This window comes from Glutamicibacter nicotianae (assembly GCF_002797775.1).
Taxonomy (GTDB): Bacteria; Actinomycetota; Actinomycetes; order Actinomycetales; family Micrococcaceae; genus Glutamicibacter; species Glutamicibacter nicotianae.
This window is the reverse complement of record NZ_PGEY01000001.1, coordinates 780,414-797,151: the sequence shown is the minus strand read 5'-3', so window position 1 is coordinate 797,151 and position 16,738 is coordinate 780,414. Positions and strand designations below refer to the sequence as shown.

Genomic DNA, 16,738 nt, shown 5'->3' with positions numbered 1-16,738 from the left:
ATTTTTTTGCTTGCAAAGGAGCACATCATGAGCAAAGAGATCGCAAACCCGATCCCAACCCCTTCGGTGCCAGCGCCGGATATCCTGCGCTGCGCCTACGCCGAACTGGTCGTCACCGACCTTGAGCGCTCGCGCAACTTCTACGTCGACGTGCTGGGCCTGCACGTGTCCTACGAGGACGAGAACCAGATCTACCTGCGTTCCTTCGAGGAATTCATCCACCACAACCTGGTGCTGACCAAGGGCCCAGTGGCCGCGCTGAAGGTGATGGCCTTCCGCGTGCGTTCCACCGAAGACGTGGACAAGGCCGAGGCCTACTACAAGGAACTGGGCTGCCGCACCGAGCGCCGCAAGGAAGGCTTCGTCAAGGGCATCGGCGATGCAGTGCGCGTCGAGGATCCACTGGGCTTCCCCTACGAGTTCTTCTTCGAGACCACCCACGTCGAGCGCCTGCACATGCGCTACGACCTGTACTCGGCCGGCGAGCTGGTCCGCCTGGACCACTTCAACCAGGTGACCCCGGACGTGCCACGCGGCCGCAAGTACCTGGAGGACCTGGGCTTCCGCGTCACCGAGGACATCCAGGACGACGAAGGCACCACCTACGCAGCCTGGATGCACCGCAAGGGCACCGTGCACGACACCGCCCTGACCGGCGGCAACGGCCCGCGCCTGCACCACGTAGCCTTCTCCACCCACGAGAAGCACAACATCATCCAGATCTGCGACAAGATGGGCGCACTGCGCATCTCGGACCGCATCGAGCGCGGCCCAGGCCGCCACGGCGTGTCCAACGCGTTCTACCTGTACATCCTGGACCCGGATGACCACCGCATCGAGATCTACACCCAGGACTACTACACCGGCGATCCGGACAACCCGACCATCACCTGGAACGTGCACGACAACCAGCGCCGCGACTGGTGGGGCAACCCGGTTGTGCCTTCGTGGTACACCGAAGCCTCCAAAGTCCTGGACCTGGATGGCAACGTGCAGGAAATCGTCGAGCGCACCGACGACTCCGAACTGGAAGTCACGATCGGCGCCGACGGCTTCTCCTACACCCGTGCCGGTGACGAGGACGGCTCGTACCACGGCCAGGCATCCAAGGGCTTCAAGCTGGGCAACCAGCTCTAAGCCAGGCAAGCTCCCCTAGACCTGGAGCTTGGCAGCTTCCCTGAGCTGCAGCACAAGAATCCCGGGGCATCAGCGACTTTCTTCGCCGATGCCCCGGGATTCTTCTTTTTCTGGTTTCGTTCTTCCAAGGAATTCAGACCCGGGCAACGCGCCGTTCGTGCACCGCCTTGCGCCAGCCATCGGCGATGTCCCAACCGACCCCGATGGCGATCCCGAACCCGAGCAGCACCGCCAGGATCCGGAAGACTCCCCCGTTGCCTGCGGCATCCGCGTTCCCGGAAGCGAATTCCTTGCCTCCGGCCTGGGCGATGAACGAGAGGAACTCGGGGTTCACCAGCTCGCCGCCCAGCAGCAGGGCCAGCACCCAGGCCGCGAAGAGCAGGGCAAGCACGGTGTTCAGCGCTGCCAGCGCGGTAGTCCAGCGGCGCTGGGCATAAAGCGCGAAAGCGAAGACTGCTTCAAGCACCATCAGGCCGAACAGCGCGCCGATCCACCACGGCCACAGTCCCGGATTGAGGATCGCGATCGGCTCGCCTTCGGTCGGGAAGAATCCGCGCACCGCATCCCACACCACCGCCACGGCTGCGATGGCCAGGAACACCAGCGAGGCGATCAGCTCGCTGCGTCCGGCGCCATCCTCCTGGACCTCAGGCAGCTGGTCGACATCCCACTTCATGCCGGTGTCCGCGCCGGTGCGCTCGAGCACGACGAAGACCAGCGTGGTCCAGAAGACCAGATGCACGGCCACCTGCAGCCCGATGGCCAGCGCCTGGACGAGGCTCTCGCCGACCTCAGCTCCGGAGAGCAGCTGGCCCAGCAGCACCACGCCGACCACGCAGACCGGTACGATCCACAACAGCAGCTTCAGCAGCCGCCACCAGGTCAGGTAGTACTTCGGGCCGATCAGGTGCAGCGGCCGGTCCGCGTAGCCCGCGGCAAGCAGGCCGGGATCGCCCAGCTCGGACAGAACTTCGCGTTCAGCCTCGTCCGCGGCCTCACCCTGGTCCGTGCGCGCCTCGATCGCGTCGGCAATCAAGGCTTCGAGCTCGGCGCGGACGTCGTCCTGCAGTTCGGGTTTCAGGCTCCGGATGGTGGCCGAGATGTAGCGTTCGGTCAAGGTGGCAGTCATGTCAGTGCTCCTCTTTGGTGAGCGAGGCGATCGCCGTGGTCAGGGATCGCCATTCGGTAGTCAACGCGTCAGCGAGACGGATGCCGTCGAGCGAGGTCCGGTAGAACTTGCGTGGCCGCGCCTCCTCGGTGTTCCACTCGCTGGTGAGGTACCCCTGCTTCTCCAAACGACGCAGCAGCGGATACAGGGTGTTGGCGTCAGTGGAGAAACCATGATCGCCAAGCTGCTCCAGCAGGTTGTAGCCATACCCGGCGCCGCGCAGCAGCTGCAGGCAGGCCAGTACTACGGTGCCGCGTCGCAGCTCTTGCAGCTGGGTGTCGAACTCTTCCATGTCGACTACATTACTGTGCGCCACACACTACAGTCAATAACACATTAGTGGATTCTGTGGAACGACGTGTTCAGTGTCGTAGCCTGGCAGGCCAAATCCTGCCAACCCGCCTCCCGCCACGCATAAGCTGTAAATCAGCAACAGCCGATCAGTGAGGCGGAACATGGACGAGCAAAAATCGCTAGTTGAATTGGCCAAGGCGACTGCTGTCCGCGCCCACGAAGGCCAGGTCGATAAGCTTGGCGCTGCGCAAATCGGGCATCCGGCACGAGTGGCCGGCCATGCCCGCGCTCTTGGCGGTTCACCGGAGGCCATCGCGACCGCGTGGCTGCATGACGTGATCGAGGATTGCGAGGTGAGCGCGGAGGATCTGCGCAGCTCAGGCATTCCCGAAACAGTCATCGAGGCGGTCCAGTTGCTGAGCAAGCGCCCAGGGCAGAGCCTGGAAGAATACTGTGTCGATGTGCGTGGAAACGCACTGGCCTTGCTGGTCAAGCAAGCGGATCTGGCCGACAACACCGACCCTGAACGCACCAGCCAACTGGACCCGGTTACCCGGCAGCGGCTGGCCGAGAAATACCGGCGCACCAGGACACTTCTCGGCCTCCAGCAGCAGCCGGGGCCCTAAGGATCGCGTGGAACCCCAAATACTGCAGCTCCAGTGTCGGCCCGCGATGCCCCTTGCGTCGACTTTGCAGACTGTCGACTCAAGCACCTGATCACCGCACGGGACATTAAATGCTGGATGTTTCCACCGATGCCCTTGCAATCGAGCGCCATTGGGCAAGACTGGAACCATGGCTCCAGGTAGAAGCACAGTGTTCGAAAACCGCAGCCATGCCGGCGCCGCGCTGGGCATGAAGCTGTCCACTCTGCTGCCCGCCGGAGAATACACGGTGCTGGGCCTGCTGCGCGGCGGGGTGCCCATTGCCTACGAAGTCGCCACGGCGCTCGGCGCCGACCTGGGCCCCGTGGCGGTGCGCAAGCTCGGGGTGCCCAGCAATCCAGAGCTGGCATTCGGCGCCATTGCCCGGTATGGGTCCAGCAGCTCCCACCATATCAACGAGGCCATTTATCGCCGGGCGCTGCAGTATTTCGGAAAGGACGAACTCGAATCCCTGGAACGCGGAACCGGCGCCGACCTGCTGGCCCTCACCGACAGGTTCAAGGACTACTGCCCGGACCTCTCCGGGCGCGACTTGCTGCTCTGCGATGACGGAATGGCCACGGGCGCGACGATGAAGGCCGCGCTGGATATCGTACAGGAGTTCTCCCCTGCGTCCGTCATGCTGGCAGTACCGGTGGCTTCCCCCGAAACAGTTGCTGAATTGGCGCCCCACGTCAATGGCATCTGCGAACTTCTCACCCCGGATAATTTCACTGCCGTCGGAGCGTTCTACGAGGATTTCGGCCAAGTCAGCCAGGACCAAGTACTGGAGTTGCTTCGCTCGAAGCCGTGAAGATCGAGTACCGCGCAGTCAAGGGCCGGCGTTGAGGATTCCAGCATGAGTCCCCACTCCGCGCCGCGACTGCCGATCGCCGAGCAGGAGGTTGGCCAGCCACCGGCTTTCGACTAGGCCAGCGACCGTTCTGCCGAGCTCACCCAAGCTGGCTACGGCGATCCAAGACCGGGCACCATGAAGCAAGGGCCAGCACCGTGCCGATCGCGCTGATCCCGACCAGAACCACGGCGACGCCCCACAAGCCAATTGACGCGCCGAGGACACCGGCCACCGGGTAGGTCAGCAAGAAGCAGGCATGGGACAAGGAAAATTGCGCGGCGAAAACCCCCGGGCGCGTCTGCTCTGTACTATTGCGGCGCAATAGCCTGGACGAGGGCGTGAGGATGCTTGCAGTCGCCGCACCCAAAGCCACCCATAAGCCAAGAAGCCCGGCCCATTGCCCGGCTCCCTGTGCCCAGCCGATGACCGTAGCACCAATGAGCAGCAGCAGCGGCATCATTACGGCGCCGGCGAGCATCACAGTGCTGTCCTCGAATCGCTCCAGCAACCCGGGCATGCCCAGTGCCACCGCCATCGAACCTGCACCATAGGCTCCGAGCAGCAAGGCAACATCCACCTGCGAACGGCCCAGCTCCCCCTTCACCAGCACCACCGTGTTGACGATGACCATGGCGGAGACCGCGGCAACGACCAGATTCAGTGCCATCAGGCTGCGCAGTTCGCGTGCCGTCCAGAACGCCCGGGTTCCGCCGGTGAGGCGATGGAAGAACTGCATCCTCTGCGGCGGCGGGATTAGCGGGAACCGGGTCGCGGCAACAAGCAGAGCCGATGCGGCAAAGCCGATCACGGTCCCGGCAAAGAGATTGTGGTAGCTGGTGACGGTCAGCAGCGCGGCCGCCAGCATCGGGCTGGCCAAGGACTCCATGTCGTAAGCCAGCCGCGCGAGCGACAAGGCCCTGGTGTAGTCGCGCTCATCGGGCAGGATGGAGGGAATGACCGCCTGGAAAACGGGGGTAAAGGTCGCCGAGGCCGATTGCAGCACGAAGATCAGCACATAGATCTGCCACGCTTCATTGGCGAATGGAAGGCAGAGCGCCACCAGTCCACGAATGACATTGGACCCGACAAGCACCGGTTTGCGCGGAATATGGGACACCAGGGCGTTGACCAATGGTGCAACCGCCACATAGGCGACCATCTTGACGGTCAAGGCCAATCCGAGCACTAGTCCCGCATCGCTGCCGGCAATATCGAAAGCCAGCAGGCCCAGCGCTACGGTAAGCAGGCCCGTGCCGAGCAGCGCGATCATCTGCGCGCCGAAGAGCTTGGCATACGCCTGGTCCCTGAGAACTGAAAGCATCTTGGCCGCCCCCGTCTTCTTTAGTCCTAGGTGTTCGGGGCTTCGTGATGCAACGGCAACTGGCCGTTGGAGACAGAATGCTCCGCCTGCTTGATCGCTTCGCTGACCAGGCGCGCCGGATGGTCATCGGCAAGGCTGTAGAGAACCTTGGTTCCGTCCTGGCGCGTGGTCACCATGCGCGCCATGCGCAAGCGAGCCAGGTGCTGGGAAACCCCCGAAGGGCTCTTCTCGACGAGCTCTGCGAGCGCATTGACCGAAAGCTCTCCGGCACGGCGCAGATGCAGCACAATCCGGATCCGCGTGGCTTCGGAAAGCAGTCCGAAGACTTCCGCGGCCAGCTCCACGAAATCCGAGGAGGGATCCGGAGCATAAATCTTATTATCTGCATGCATGCTAATAGACTAATGCTTTTCCCTGTCACTGCCTAGAGCACACCGGAAGTATTCAGCCTTCGACTCGAACTAGAATTGGAACCATGACTGCAACGCTCGTGGCCAAGGACCTTGCCGGTGGCCACGCCCACCGAACCCTCTTCTCGAATCTGAACTTTACCGCCTCGCCCGGTGATGTCTATGGCGTGGTGGGCGCCAACGGCGCCGGCAAATCCACGTTGCTGTCGCTACTAGCCGGGGCCGCAACCCCGCAGGCCGGAACCGTGAGCACTGCCCCGGATTCCGCGTTCGTCGGCTGGATGCCGCAGGAGCACGAGCGCATTCCAGGTGAAACCATTGCCGCGTACTTGGCCCGCCGGACCGGTTGCGCCGCGGCCACCACCGCCATGGAGACGACCGCCGAAGAACTGGGCAGCGGCAAGCCAGGCGCAGATGATGCCTACAGCGCCGCCTTCGATCACTGGATGGCCTCTGGCGCCATGGATCTTGAAGACCGCATCCCCGAGGTGCTGGCCAAGCTCGGCTTCACCCTCCCGGTTGATACCGAGATGACTGCCCTGTCCGGCGGCCAAGTTGCCCGCGTTGCCCTGGCGGCCTTGCTGCTCTCCCGCTTCGATGCGGTATTGCTCGATGAGCCGACCAACGATCTTGATCTTGAAGGCCTGGAGCATCTGGAGGACTTCATCAAGTCCCTGCGCGCACCGGTGATCCTAGTGTCGCATGACCGCGAGTTCCTCGCCCGTTGCACCACCGGCATCATCGAACTGGACTTGGCCCAGAATCAGGTAGCCACTTATGAAGGCGGCTACGACGCGTATCTCGCCGAACGGGCCGTCAAGCGGACGCACGCGCGTGAAGCCTACGAGCAGTTCGAAAGCCAGAAGGCGAATCTCGTCTCCCGTGCTCGCACCCAGCGCGAGTGGTCCTCGCAAGGGGTGCGCAATGCCATGCGCAAGGCGCCGGACAACGACAAGATCCGCCGACGTGCCAACACCGAATCCTCGGAGAAACAGGCAGCCAAGGTGCGCCAAATGGAATCGCGCATCGCCCGTCTTGAGGAAGTGGCCGAACCGCGCAAGGAATGGGTTCTGCAGTTCTCCATCGCGTCGGCCCCGCGCGGATCCTCGGTGATGTGCACGCTCAACGAAGCCTCGGTGTCCCACGGCGATTACACGTTCGGGCCGGTGTCGGTTCAGGTCAATGCCGGGGACCGGATTGGCATCACGGGCCCAAATGGAGCAGGCAAGTCGACCTTGCTGAACCTGCTGCTGGGCAAGCTGGCTCCGCACTGCGGCACCGCTTCCCTGGGCAGCTCGGTGAGCATCGGCGAAATCGACCAGGCGCGCACCCAGCTTCCCGATGATCTGCCGTTGGGCGAAGCCTTCGAAAAGGAAGTTCCCGAGTACTCCGCTGCCGAGGTCCGCACCCTGCTGGCCAAGTTCGGCTTGAAGGCAGACCAGTCCTCTGCATTGGTCGATTCGCTGTCTCCCGGCGAGCGCACCCGCGCATCGATGGCATTGCTCCAGGCCCGTGGGGTGAACCTGCTGGTGCTCGACGAGCCGACCAATCACCTCGACGTGCCGGCCATCGAACAGCTCGAAGAAGCACTGGAAGCATACACTGGAGCGTTGCTGCTGGTCACCCATGATCGCCGGCTGCTGAAAAATGTCCGCCTGTCCGCCCACTGGGAAGTTGCAGAAGGGCAACTAACTGCCCATTTCTAGGGTCTGGCTTGGGCACGTCTTACATAGGCAATTTCACAGCAATCCAACGTAGGATTGCCATCATGGGAGCCGAGTTTTTCAGTTCTTTCGACTGCGAGGTCGACGCCTAGTACCCAAGGATGTTTTCTTGAGAAGCACTGCAACACTCCATTCCCAAGGGCCTACACTCAAGCCGGGCGACCCCAAGAGCTTCTTCCACGTCAAGAAGCTGGTCACCGAAGCCGGATTGATTGGCCGCCGACGCGGGCACTATCTCGGCCTAGGCATCGTGCTGACGGTGCTGCTGGCTGGCACCATTGCCGGATTCATCCTCCTTGGCGACAGCTGGTTCCAGTTGCTGATGGCAGGGGCCTTGGGCCTGCTGCTCACCCAGTTCGCTTTCCTGGCGCATGAGGCGGCACACCGCCAGATCCTCGCCTCGCACAAGCGCAATGACAAGCTGGGCCAGTTCCTGGCCAATATCGTCGTGGGCATCAGCTACCAGTGGTGGATGAACAAGCACAACAAGCATCATGCGACGCCCAATACCGTGGGCAAGGATCCTGATATCGAGTGGGACACCATTTCCTTTCAGACCGAGGATGCCAAGCGCCAGCGCGGGTTGCTCAAGTGGATCACCAACCGCCAGGGCTACCTGTTCTTCCCGCTGCTCACCCTTGAGGGCTTGAATTTGCACATGCACTCGATCAAGTACCTGTTCAAGGCCGAGCGGGTCAAGAACCGCAAGCGCGAAATGACCGGCGTTTCACTGCGCATCGGAATCTACCTGGCCATCGTCTTCTACTTCCTGCCAGTAGGCATGGCTTTCGCCTTCCTGGGCGTGCAGCTGGCAGTTTTCGGCATCTACATGGGTGCATCCTTTGCCCCGAACCACAAGGGCATGCCGATGATTCCCCAGGACGCCCGCATCGACTTCTTCTCCCGGCAAGTACTGACCGGACGCAACGTCATGGCCAAGTCCAGCTGGGGAAACCGCGTGCTATCCCACGTTTACGGCGGATTGAACTACCAGGTGGAGCACCACCTGTTCCCATCCATGCCGCGCGCCAACCTGGCCGGCGTCTCGCGCATCGTGCGCCAGTACTGCGAAGAGCATCAGGTGCCCTACACCGTGGCCAGTGTTCGCGAATCCTACGCACAGGTGATCACCTACCTGAACAAGGTAGGGCTATCGGCCCGGGATCCTTTCGAGTGCCCGATGATCTCCGGTTACCGCGTTAGCGCATAGCGTCTGCGCCAGGCGCATGAGCTAGGAATTGCTGCCACCATAGGCAAGGGTTCCCAGCTCTTCGCCGTTGGCGTCAAGAACAAGCATCTTGTTGCCCTCCTCCAGCTTGGCGGTGGCGGCACGCGAAAGCCAGTCATCCACGCCTTCGCAGTACATCTTGGTCGAAGCCAACGCGCCGAATTCCAGCTCTTCGGATCCGCTCCATGTGCCGTTAATGCGGTTGCAGCCATCACTGCCGGCGACCTTGCCGTCCGCTGAAAGTTCCAGCCACGGCTGGCCTTGTTCCTTGCTGCCCCACAAACCTGCCGGATCCTGCAGTATCACGCTGGTCTCGCTTTCAGTAGGCTGGCTGGCGCCAGACCCGCTCCCGGTAGATGCGCAGGCGGCAACGCCACAGGCCAGAGCTACTGCTGCGCTGCTCAGGAAGAATCGCTTCATGTTCCCAGCCTAGGTCCAGAATCCTCCGCTGACCAGCACCGAATTATGGCTGGGAGTCTACTGGCTGGGTTGGTTCCTTCGGCCCGGCGATCTCGATAGCCCCGGTCACCGTACGCTGCGCGCCGGTGCTGGCCGGAACTACTTCCTCAGCTTCAGGCTTGGCGTGCGCGGCATGGCCATGGCGCAGGTCGATGACGCCGACCACGAGGGTGGCCAAGACCAGCAACGAAATGGCAACAAAGGAGAGCGACATTGCCAGCGAATAGCCGGCAATATGATTCATGCCGTAGAAGACAGCGGTGATCACCGCAATGCCCACGGCCGTGCCCACGCGCTGGGAAGTCTGCATCAAGCCTCCGGCGCTGCCGGAGTTGGCCACGGGAACTTCCATCAGAGTCAGCGCCTGGTTAGGCGAAATAATGAAGCCCTGCGCCACTCCGATGAAGGCCAGCGAAAGCAGCATCCACCAGATGTCCAGCACCCCGCGCTCTTCCAAGAGCACCACGGCAATGGTGGCCAGCAGGCCGAACAGTGCGCTGAGGATGCCGCCAATAACCAATTTCCGCCCCAAGGTCATCACGTAGCGTCCGGCAATATCGGAGCTGAAGGCCGACAGCAGTGCGGCCGGAAGGCAGATCAAACCTGCTTCCAGTGCGCTGAAGCCCTGGGATTGCTGGACATAGATGGCCACCAGCACCCAGACGCTGGAAACCCCCATGAAGTAAAGGCCGGCGATCAGCGTGCCATTGGTGAAGCTGCGGATCTTGAACAAAGCCAGTTCCACCATGGGTTCACGACCGCGCTTCTTGTACTTCTTCTCCCACTGGACCCAGAGCACCAGGAGCAGGACTGCCAATGCCAGAAGCGACCAGAGCCACGGGGTTTCGCGTCCCTGCACGAAGGGCAGCAGCAGGGCGAAAATGCCTACTGCCAGCAGCAAACCGCCAACTGGATCCAAATCCACCTTGCCCGTTTGCTTGCTGAACAGCGGCTTGGGCAGCCACAGCAACGCCAGGACGATGGCCAGCACTCCTACCGGTACGTTGATCAGGAAGGTGGAACGCCAGCCGGCGTCTTCGCCAAACCAGTTGATCAGCAGTCCGCCCAGCACCGGTCCGATGGCGACCGAAAAACCAACAGCTGTGCCCAGCAGGCCGTAGGCCCGGCCGCGGGCAGCGCCACGGAAATGCTGCTGGATCATGCCCATCACCTGTGGGTTGAGCAAGCCGGAGCCAATGCCCATGATGAACCGGGCAATATTCAATACCAGCGGGTCAGCTGCCAATCCGGCCAGGACGCTGGCCGCCGTGAAGATCGCGACGCCTGCCACGAATATCACGCCGCGGCCCAGCAGGTCGCCGGCGCGTCCGGCGGCTACCAGCACCACGCCGAAGGTCAACGCATATCCGGCCAGCACCCACTGCAGGTCGGCCTCGGTGGCGTGCAGCGTGGAACCGATGGCTGGGAGAACCACGTTGACGATGCTGACCGACACCAGGGACATGAACATCGCGGCGAGCAGCACACCCAGCAATCGCCACCGGGCTCCGGCCGAGAGTTCTTCAGCAACTGGTGCCGCATGCGGCTTGCTCTGGGACATGGGCCAACTTTCACACGAATTCCAGGCCGCAGATTCCTGCGGCCCTGCAACCTACAGCGCCAGCCGGTTGGCTATTATTCCCTGTCGACGTGCTTTTTCACTGTTCGGGATTCTCGGCGGTGCGATTGAGCTCAAGCATCTGCGCAATGGCCAGCAACCTCAACTCGATAACTTCCTCGAAGAGGTCGTCGCTGTCTTGCTGAGGCAACTCGAGGGATTGGCGTGCCAGCGGCGTGGGAACTTCCGGGTAGGCGTCAAGCAATTGGAGCGGCACCAGCGAGCTCACGTAGTCCGGGCTGTCTTTTGAGCGGCGGTCGTAGTAGTAATCCACATGCATCACGAAACCCAGGACGTCCCGTTCCAGCGCGCGGACCAGCGCTACAGCCTGCTTGAGCGTCAATCCGATATCCACGTAGAACGCTAGGATCCGTTCCATCAATTCGTTGCGGAATGGGCCGGGCTCGACCTTGAGCTTTTCGTCGAGCGCCATCTGCGATGCCCGGGGGTAGGCGCGGTAGGCCTTGCGCGTCGCATTGTAGGCTTCGGTCACACCACGCTTCCAGTCGTTGCAGTCGAATTCAATCAGCGGATTAATCGATATGAATCGCGATACAGCGAGGTTGATGACTTCCTGGCGGTCAGCCACGTAGTTGTACAACGCCCGCGGGGTGACATTGAATTCGGTCGCAAGACGATGCATGGTCAGCGCGTCATAGCCCTCGGCACCGGCTATTTCCAATGCCTTCTGGGCAATCTGATCCTTGCTCAGGGTCTGGAACTCGGAGTCCTTGCGCGGGCGCCCGCGACCTCGTTTTATAGGTTCAGGAGAGGATTTTTCCTTATTTTCGGCCATGCCAAGAGGATATACGCATTCCCTATGGAAAATCCCATAAAGCACCACAAGACCTGAAAACGCTAAAACAGGGCCAGCAACTTCCTGGCCCGCTCATGCCACATGCCCGCGGCTACCGCGAGATGGCCTACGGCGAAGCCCATCCCGCCAGCCAGCCATGGCCACGCTAGAACTGCGCCGTAGGTTCCGGGCAGCGCGGCGACGAATCCAGCAGCCATCACCAGCAGGCCGGCTGCCACCAGGGCAATATGGGCCAGCTTCCAGCGGAACGGCAGCAGCATCGCCAGCACAGCCAGCAGCGCGGCCGGAGCCGCAATCAGCCACGGTGCACCGCTGAATCCAGCCAGCCCCTGGTAGCTGGCATACCCGACAACAAGGATCAGCAGCACGGCAGCGCAGATGAGCCAGGCTGGCCCCGGCCTGGCCATGGAACCACGCATCATCAGCAGCGGGGTGAAGACCTGTGCCCAGAGCAGCACGGTGACCGGGACGAAGTAGAGAGCGAGCGTTCCGCCACCGGCCACGCAGATGGCGGTCATGATCACCGCCCCTAGGATCTGGATGATGGTGCCGGCAATATTCGGAAGCCACAACGGCACGAGGCTGAGGATGGCCGGAATGAAGGCCAGCCAAAGCAGCTGCGAGCCGATCAGCAATTCAAGTTCCCCCAGGAAGCCGCTTGCGCCCCCGGCAACAAATCCGAAGCCTTGCCCCTCGACCAAGGCGGTCTCGGGCGGGGCGAAGAGCACCACCATCAGGGTGAGCAAGGCAAACGCGAAGATTGGCCATGCCAGGATGCGCGTCAGGAAGTGCTTGCCGCTGCTGACTTCCAGGGCTTCGGGCTCATGGCGTTCGAATTTGCGCGCACGCGATGCAGGCTCGCCAAGCAGGCGGACCAGATCGCGTTTGCGGCGTCCGCCGCCCGGCAGGCGGAGAATCTCCTGCTTGGTCGTTTCAATGACCTCGTTGCGTTCTTCCAGCGACAATAAATCCAAGGCCCGGCGAAGTTGCTCCAAATAGTTGCGGGCGGCGCGCGGCAGGTAGGGCTTCATGCCATTTACTCTACGTGCTCCGAGCGCTTGGCCAGCACAGGAAAAGGGGGCAACGCCAGTGGCGTTGCCCCCTCTTCGAGCAGCGTAGAGGTGCTCGAGCGCTACTTGCCTGCGCCGGCGGTGAGCCCGCCGACAATGTACTTCTGCAGGAACAGGAACAGCGCCATCACCGGGATTGCTGCCAGCACCGCGCCGGCGGCGAAGACCGACCAGTTGGAAGTGAACTCCTCCGAGACGTAGGAGTACAGGCCCACGGCCAGCGTCTGGTTCTCCGGGGAGACCAGGATGACGGAGGCGATGACGAAGTCCGAGGTGCTGGAGATGAAGGACAGCAGGCCGACAACTGCCAGGATCGGCGCCACCAGGCGCAGGATCATGGTGAAGAAGATGCGGGCGTGGCCGGCACCATCGATCTTCGCCGCTTCATCGATTTCCACTGGAACGGTGTTGAAGAAGCCGTACATCAGGTAGGTGTTCACTCCCAGTGCGCCGCCCAGGTACACCATGATCAAGGCGATCTGGCTGTCGATGCCCAACACCGGGAAGACATCTCCCAGCGAGGTGAGCAGGATGAAGATCGCCACCACTGCCAGCAGCTGCGGGAAGATCTGCACGATCAGCAGGCTGACCAGGCCCACGCGGCGCCCGGTGAAGCGCATCCGCGAGAAGCTGTAGGCGGCCAGCGCCCCGAGGAACACGGAGGCGGCGGCCGTGGTCAGGCCGATGAACAAGGTGTTCACGAACCAAGCAGCGAAGGGACGCTGCTCGTTCTGGAACAGCTCCACATAGCTGTTGAAGCCGACGGTGGTGAAGAAGCCGTTGGAGGACAGCAGGGTGCCGTTGGGGTTCAGCGATGCCGAAAGCACATAGAGCAACGGGAACGCCGCATAGATGCACAGGGCTACGCCGATCAGGTGGCGCCAGCCGGTGGTGGCGAACCATTTGCCAAAGCCTCGCCGCGGTGCCCGCTCCCTGGGCGCGCGTGCCGCGGGACGGCCGGTGATTTGGGTGCTCATTAGTTCAGCTCCTCCAGTGCCTTTGTCTGCTTGAAACTGATAATCGAGATGATCGCGACGATCACGAAGATGATGATGGAGAAGGCGCTGGCCAGGCCGTAGTCGCGTTGCGAGCCGACGAAGGCCACCTTGTAGACCATGGAGATCAGGATGTCGGTGGATCCCACGTTCAATCCTGCATCCTGCAGGCGCGGCCCGCCTTCGGTGAGCATGTAGATCACGTTGAAGTTGTTGAAGTTGAACGCGAAGGAGCTAATCAGCAGCGGAGCTACCGAGACCAGCAGCAGCGGAAGCTTGATCAAGCGGAAGATCTGAAATGGCTTCGCCCCATCGAGTGTGGCCGCTTCGGAGAGCTCATCCGGAATGGACTGCAGCGCGCCGGTGCAGACCAGGAACATGTACGGGAAGCCGAGCCACAGGTTCACCCAGAGCACCGAGAACTTCGCCAGCCACGGGTCGGTCAGCCACGGGATCTGCGCCCCGCCCAGCAGCACCTGGTTGATGAAACCGAAGTCGCGGTTGAGCATGCCGGCCCAGACCAGGCCGCCCAAGAACGCCGGGAAGGCGTACGGGAGGATCGAGATGACACGGTAGATCTTCCGCCCCTTCATGCGCATGTCGTTGAAGACGATTGCGAGGAACAGGCCCAGGAAGAAGGTGGTTGCCACCGACAAGAAGGCGAAGGCGAATGTCCACACGGTGACGGAGAACAGGGCGTTGCGGATCGAGGAGTCGGTGACCGCGCGGGTGAAGTTGTCGAAGCCCACGTTGATGGACCAGCCGGGCATCAGCTGCGTGCCATCTTCGGCGGTGTACGCGCCGACGCCGGTGTCCTGGTACACCACGCCGGTCTTCTGATCGGTCATGGTGTCGGCGGCTTCGTCGTACTTCAGGGACGAGGTGTACTGGTATGCGGTGCGCCCGTCGCTGGTGCGCAGGGTGCCATCGGCAGGGTTCTCGCTGACCGGAACGGTCAGCGAGGTGACCTCCTGCTGGCGACCCAGCAGATCGCCGAAGGCCAATTCGGAGTAGTCCCCCAGGGCTGCAGGATCGACCGGGGCGAACGGCTGATCCGCGTCGCCGAGCATTTGCTGGCCATCGCGCTCGATGAGCATCGCCAGCCCGTCCTGCCCGTCGAGGATGGACACCGGGTAGCCAGCGCTTCCCTCGACGCGGTTCTGGTTGGACTGCAGCAGCGCGGTGATCGCATCGTCCTTATCCGAGTTGTGTCCCGACCCGTAGTTGGTGAAGGCGATGTACCCCGTGTAGCCGATCACGAAGACCTGGAAGATCAGCAGGAAGATGGTGCCCGGCAGCAGGTACTTGGCCGGCAGCCAGCCGCGCTTGAAGTAGATCACGTTGATCAGCACGGTGATCACGGCGATCGCCGAGGCGATCACCCAGGCTTCGCGCCCCAGCGCGGTGAAAACCGCGAAGATGGCCGTCGCATCGACGATTGCCACCAGGATGATCTTGGCGAGCATGGCGCCAACGGAGGTGCTGGTGGCGTTGGCGAAGCGCCTGGCCGCCGGTGACAGCTCGGGCTTCGTCTCCTCGGTGCTTGATTGCGGCCCCTGGTGGGCAGTCTTTGTCATCTTCCAGATGTCCCTGTCGATCAAGTGCAGCTAATGCTGCTGGATTGCAGGCGCTGGGGCCAGAAGGATCGCCTTCCGTCCCCAGCGCCATCGGTGTGCCTGGTGGCAGGCGGTACTACTTGGAGATGGCCTTCTCGATGTCCGAGGTCATCTGCTTCCAGCGCTTGGCGGGATCAGCCTTGCCGGAGATGATCTCGGCCTCGGCCACACCCCAGAACTCCCATACGGCCGCCATTTCAGGGATGTTCGGCATCGGAACGCCGTTAGCGCCGACCTCGCCGAAGGAGGCGATGGTCTCATCGGACTTGGCAGCTTCGAAGGCCGCCTTGTTGGCTGGCGGTCGGTTGCCTACCTCGTACAGCTCGGTCTGAACTTCCTCGGTGCCGATGTAGTTGGTCAGGAATTCGGTTGCTGCCAGCAGGTTCTCGGTCTTCGAGGAAACGAAGAAGCCCTGGACTGCGACGAAAGGCTGGGCTGGCTCGCCACCAGCCGATGGAATCGGATCGATTTCCAGATTGATGCCAGCGTCTTCGACAGCGTCCACGTTCCATGGACCGGTCAGGAAGAATGGCGAGTCGCCGGAGACGAACTTCTCCTTGGCAATGTCCCCGTCGATGCTGGTCTTCAGGTTGCCTTCTTCGCCCTCTTCAGCCAGCCACTTGGCGAATTCGATGCCGCCTTCGCTGCCGATCTGCAGGTCGGCCGGATCGTAGGCGCCCTTTTCATCGGTGCCGAACACCGGTGCGCCGAAGGAGGTCTGGAATGGGTAGGCGTGGAATGGATCGCCAACATCAGAGACCTGCACCAGGAATGGGAATTCGGTGTCGGCCTTCTCGCCGGCGGCGATCATCTCATCGAACGTCGCAGGGGCTTCGTCGACCAGATCCGCGTTGCGCAGCAGGGCCAGGTTCTCGGTGGCGTACGGAACGCCGTAGGTGTTGCCCTCGTAGCTCATCGCGGTCACTGCCACATCCTGGAACTCGCCGGCCTTGCCGCCCAGTTCAACCGGCTGGACCACGCCGTTGTTGACCAGGTTGCCCAGCCAGTCGTGGGCACCGATGGTGATGTCCGGCCCCTTGCCGGTTGGCACCTGGCGCAGGAAGTCTTCCTGGATCTTGGAGAAGTCCTTGATCACCAGGTCCACCTTGACACCGGACTGCTTCTCGAAGTCTGCGGCGGCTTCCTTCAGCACTGGTTCGCGGTTGGCATCGACCCAGACGGTCAGCTTGCCGCCGGAAGCGGCTGCCGGGGAGGATTCCGCGGCGGCCGGGCTCGAAGATGCTGCTGGTTCGCTGGTGGCGGACCCGCCGCAAGCGGTGAGCGAGAGTGCGGCAATCGCCGTCAACGCTCCGCCAAGAAGCCAAGGGTGTTTGTTCACCTTCATGGGATGTCCTTTCGTGACAACTGTGTCATCAGGGAC

Annotated in this window: 16 protein-coding genes; 5 read left to right on the top strand and 11 right to left on the bottom strand. The window is 62.3% G+C overall.

The features are described 5' to 3' along the window. The first annotated feature begins 39 nt into the window (after positions 1–39). On the top strand, positions 40–1,137 hold the full coding sequence (hpaD, locus tag ATK23_RS03655; protein WP_066138916.1) for a 3,4-dihydroxyphenylacetate 2,3-dioxygenase: 1,098 nt from the start codon (positions 40–42) through the stop codon (positions 1,135–1,137). A gap of 133 nt (positions 1,138–1,270) precedes the next feature. On the opposite strand, the gene ATK23_RS03650 is transcribed toward hpaD, so the two are convergent. Both ATK23_RS03650 and ATK23_RS03645 read right to left on the bottom strand, forming a co-directional pair. Further along, positions 1,271–2,266 carry a permease prefix domain 1-containing protein gene (locus ATK23_RS03650; protein WP_066137704.1) on the bottom strand — a complete coding sequence of 332 codons (996 nt, stop codon included), beginning with the start codon at positions 2,264–2,266 and terminating at the stop codon, positions 1,271–1,273. 1 nt (position 2,267) lies between these two features. Then, positions 2,268–2,597 (bottom strand): PadR family transcriptional regulator, encoded by a 330-nt coding sequence (locus ATK23_RS03645; protein ID WP_066137702.1) that lies wholly within the window; start codon positions 2,595–2,597, stop codon positions 2,268–2,270. A gap of 163 nt (positions 2,598–2,760) precedes the next feature. Between ATK23_RS03645 and ATK23_RS03640 the strand changes: the two genes are divergently transcribed. Both ATK23_RS03640 and ATK23_RS03635 read left to right on the top strand, forming a co-directional pair. After that, on the top strand, positions 2,761–3,225 hold the full coding sequence (locus ATK23_RS03640) for an HD domain-containing protein (protein ID WP_066137700.1): 465 nt from the start codon (positions 2,761–2,763) through the stop codon (positions 3,223–3,225). A gap of 169 nt (positions 3,226–3,394) precedes the next feature. Further along, positions 3,395–4,057 (top strand): phosphoribosyltransferase, encoded by a 663-nt coding sequence (locus tag ATK23_RS03635; RefSeq protein ID WP_083515391.1) that lies wholly within the window; start codon positions 3,395–3,397, stop codon positions 4,055–4,057. A 139-nt stretch (positions 4,058–4,196) separates the two neighbouring features. Here ATK23_RS03635 and ATK23_RS03630 read toward each other — a convergent pair whose 3' ends face one another. Together ATK23_RS03630 and ATK23_RS03625 are read right to left on the bottom strand one after the other, a co-directional pair. Next, positions 4,197–5,420 carry an MFS transporter gene (locus tag ATK23_RS03630; protein ID WP_066137696.1) on the bottom strand — a complete coding sequence of 408 codons (1,224 nt, stop codon included), beginning with the start codon at positions 5,418–5,420 and terminating at the stop codon, positions 4,197–4,199. Between the two features lie 26 nt (positions 5,421–5,446). Beyond that, on the bottom strand, positions 5,447–5,812 hold the full coding sequence (locus ATK23_RS03625; RefSeq protein WP_066137694.1) for an ArsR/SmtB family transcription factor: 366 nt from the start codon (positions 5,810–5,812) through the stop codon (positions 5,447–5,449). Between the two features lie 83 nt (positions 5,813–5,895). On the opposite strand from ATK23_RS03625, the gene ATK23_RS03620 reads away from it, so the two are divergent. Further along, on the top strand, positions 5,896–7,536 hold the full coding sequence (locus ATK23_RS03620; protein ID WP_066137692.1) for an ABC-F family ATP-binding cassette domain-containing protein: 1,641 nt from the start codon (positions 5,896–5,898) through the stop codon (positions 7,534–7,536). Between the two features lie 127 nt (positions 7,537–7,663). Next, positions 7,664–8,764 carry a fatty acid desaturase family protein gene (locus ATK23_RS03615; RefSeq protein ID WP_066137690.1) on the top strand — a complete coding sequence of 367 codons (1,101 nt, stop codon included), beginning with the start codon at positions 7,664–7,666 and terminating at the stop codon, positions 8,762–8,764. Between the two features lie 21 nt (positions 8,765–8,785). Here the strand turns inward: ATK23_RS03615 and ATK23_RS03610 are convergent, their stop codons facing one another. The 7 genes from ATK23_RS03610 to ATK23_RS03580 form a co-directional block, all read right to left on the bottom strand. Beyond that, positions 8,786–9,202 carry an META domain-containing protein gene (locus ATK23_RS03610; protein WP_083515390.1) on the bottom strand — a complete coding sequence of 139 codons (417 nt, stop codon included), beginning with the start codon at positions 9,200–9,202 and terminating at the stop codon, positions 8,786–8,788. Between the two features lie 43 nt (positions 9,203–9,245). Next, positions 9,246–10,802: an MFS transporter gene (locus tag ATK23_RS03605; RefSeq protein WP_066137687.1), complete on the bottom strand. Its 1,557-nt coding sequence runs from the start codon at positions 10,800–10,802 to the stop codon at positions 9,246–9,248. 97 nt (positions 10,803–10,899) lie between these two features. Beyond that, the gene (locus tag ATK23_RS03600) at positions 10,900–11,655 is read right to left on the bottom strand and encodes a TetR/AcrR family transcriptional regulator (RefSeq protein ID WP_083515389.1); all 756 of its coding nucleotides are present in this window, start codon (positions 11,653–11,655) and stop codon (positions 10,900–10,902) included. 62 nt (positions 11,656–11,717) lie between these two features. Beyond that, positions 11,718–12,707 carry a DUF1700 domain-containing protein gene (locus tag ATK23_RS03595; protein ID WP_066137681.1) on the bottom strand — a complete coding sequence of 330 codons (990 nt, stop codon included), beginning with the start codon at positions 12,705–12,707 and terminating at the stop codon, positions 11,718–11,720. 101 nt (positions 12,708–12,808) lie between these two features. After that, complete coding sequence (locus ATK23_RS03590; protein ID WP_066137679.1) at positions 12,809–13,723, bottom strand: sugar ABC transporter permease; 915 nt, start codon at positions 13,721–13,723, stop codon at positions 12,809–12,811. Further along, on the bottom strand, positions 13,723–15,318 hold the full coding sequence (locus ATK23_RS03585; RefSeq protein WP_100339239.1) for an ABC transporter permease subunit: 1,596 nt from the start codon (positions 15,316–15,318) through the stop codon (positions 13,723–13,725). Before ATK23_RS03585 ends, ATK23_RS03590 begins: the two co-directional genes overlap by 1 nt. Positions 15,319–15,433: 115 nt before the next feature. Beyond that, entirely contained in the window at positions 15,434–16,702 is a 1,269-nt protein-coding gene (locus ATK23_RS03580) for a sugar ABC transporter substrate-binding protein (protein ID WP_066137677.1), read from the bottom strand. Positions 16,703–16,738: the final 36 nt, after the last annotated feature.